Raw genomic sequence first — 2,005 nt, forward strand, 5'->3', positions numbered from 1 at the left:
ACCTGCGACCTCGCGGTGGCCGTCGACTCCGCGCGCTTCGGCACCCCGGGGGTCAAGATCGGCCTCTTCTGTTCCACCCCGATGGTCGCCGTCTCGCGCTCCATCGGCCGCAAGCGAGCGCTGCAGATGCTGCTGACCGGCGAGACGATCGACGCGGCCACCGCCGTGGAGTGGGGGCTGGTCAACGAGGCCGTGCCCGCGGACCGGCTCCGCGCGCGCGTGGACGAGCTGGCCGCCCGGATCGCCGACGCCAGCCCCCTCACCCTGGAGATCGGTAAGCAGGCCTTCTACCGGCAGATCGACCTCCCGCAGGACGCGGCCTACCGCGAGATGGCCGAGACCATGGCCACCAACGCGGTGACCTGCGACGCGCAGGAGGGGATGACGGCGTTTCTCGAGAAGCGCGCCCCGCAGTGGCAGGGTAAGTGAGCGGCGGGCCCGCCGGGATCGCCGCACACTAGGATCGGCGGGATGGCGCTCGCGGTGATGACGGTCTGTACCGGCAACATGTGTCGCTCGCCGCTGGCGGAACGGTTGCTCGCGGCGCGCGCGGCCGAGGCCGGGATCGAGGTGACGGTGGACTCCGCCGGGACCCGGGCCGCCAACGGGGTGCGGATTCACCGCGAGACCCTGCGGGTGCTCGAGGGCTACGGCGGCAGCGCCGACGGCTTCGCGTCCCGGCTCCTCACGCCGCGGCTGCTCGCCGGCCACGACCTGGTCCTCACCGCCACCCGCGCCCACCGCGACGCCGTGCAGGAACTCGCGCCGCTGTTGTGGAAGAGGACCTACACGCTGCTCGAGGCGGCGCGACTGGCCGACGCCGACGCGTCGCTGACCCTGGCGGGGCTGCCGAGGGCCCGGCTGGGCATCGATCCCGAGGACCCGTCGCTGGACGTGGAGGATCCCATCGGCCGGGACCCCGAGGTGTTCGACCGGACCGGCGCCCGGATCAGCGCCGCGGTGGACTCGATCGTCCGGCTCCTCGCACGCACCTGACGGCGCCGACGCGCCCGCCGACGCGGGCACACCGCCCCGGGCGGCTACGGATCCAGCGGCTTCCTCCGGTCGAGGTCGCGGAGGAAGTCGGGGTCGTCGTCGGGCGCGATCACCCGCGGCGGAGCCGGGCGTGACCCGGGGCCGAAGGCCCGCCACAGCAGGATCCCCACGGTCACCGCCCCGATGAGTGCGAACAGCCAGATCACTCGAACCTCCTTCCCACCACGATACGTATCCTTGGGGTCATGAGCGAGCACGACGAGTCAACGATCCCCACGCAGGCCCCGGCCGGCCCCAGGCCGGGCGGCCGGCTGGCCCGGAACATGGCCTTCTACACGATTCTGCGACTGCTCCTGGTCCTGGGACTGACCCTGCTCATCATCGGCATCGGGTTGCTCGCCGGCGTGGAGGTCCCGGTGATCGTCGCCGCGATCATCGCGGTGGTGATCGCGCTGCCGCTCTCCATGGTCCTGTTCACCCGGATGCGCGCGGAGATCAACTCCGACATCGCGGCGGTGGACGCCGGGCGGCGCGAGAAGCGCGAGGACCTGCACCGTCGGATGGGCGAGGCCTGAGGCGTCCGGCCGCCCCGGCGGTCTAGTCGGCCCGGGCGATCGGGCCGACGAACCACGGCAGGGGGGCGAACCCCTGTGAGCGGGCCGGGGCCTGTGCTCCCGACCCGAGCGGGTCGACGGACCCGAGCGACGAGGGGGTCGGGGCCGGCCGGGCCCCCGGGGCCTCGGTGACGGTCGGGACCGTGACGGTCGGGACCGTGACGTTCGGGACGGCGGTCGGAGTCTGCTCGGTCGACCCCGTCGTGGACGGGTCGGTCCCGCCCGGTGACGTCGGACCCGGCTGGCCGGGGGTGGTGGGGCCGGTCTGGCCGGGGGTGGCGGGGCCGGTCTCGCCCGGTGGGGTCGCCGAGGGCGAGGTGGTGGGCGCCCCCTCGGTCGGGGACGCCGGGGTGTCGGGGGACTCCGGGGTCGGCTCGCCGGTGCCGGGTTCGCGG

4 protein-coding genes and 1 pseudogene are annotated in these 2,005 nt (G+C 74.2%); 4 read left to right on the forward strand and 1 reads right to left on the reverse strand.

Translation table 11 applies throughout. The features are described 5' to 3' along the window. A partial coding sequence (locus tag B4M60_RS03585) for an enoyl-CoA hydratase-related protein (RefSeq protein WP_291080357.1) occupies nucleotides 1–429 on the forward strand: 429 nt, incomplete at its 5' end. Nucleotides 430–471: 42 nt separating this feature from the next. Beyond that, nucleotides 472–996 (forward strand): protein-tyrosine-phosphatase, encoded by a 525-nt coding sequence (locus B4M60_RS03590; protein ID WP_291080359.1) that lies wholly within the window; start codon nucleotides 472–474, stop codon nucleotides 994–996. Nucleotides 997–1,040: 44 nt separating this feature from the next. On the opposite strand, the gene B4M60_RS03595 is transcribed toward B4M60_RS03590, so the two are convergent. Beyond that, nucleotides 1,041–1,202: a hypothetical protein gene (locus B4M60_RS03595; protein ID WP_291080361.1), complete on the reverse strand. Its 162-nt coding sequence runs from the start codon at nucleotides 1,200–1,202 to the stop codon at nucleotides 1,041–1,043. Nucleotides 1,203–1,241: 39 nt separating this feature from the next. On the opposite strand from B4M60_RS03595, the gene B4M60_RS03600 reads away from it, so the two are divergent. Both B4M60_RS03600 and B4M60_RS03605 read left to right on the forward strand, forming a co-directional pair. Beyond that, nucleotides 1,242–1,571 (forward strand): DUF4229 domain-containing protein, encoded by a 330-nt coding sequence (locus B4M60_RS03600; RefSeq protein WP_291080362.1) that lies wholly within the window; start codon nucleotides 1,242–1,244, stop codon nucleotides 1,569–1,571. A gap of 182 nt (nucleotides 1,572–1,753) precedes the next feature. After that, nucleotides 1,754–2,005, forward strand: a pseudogene (locus B4M60_RS03605) (hypothetical protein); the annotation flags it as partial.

Origin of the sequence: Dietzia sp. UBA5065 (assembly GCA_002415925.1) — a bacterium.
Lineage (GTDB): Bacteria > Actinomycetota > Actinomycetes > Mycobacteriales > Mycobacteriaceae > Dietzia.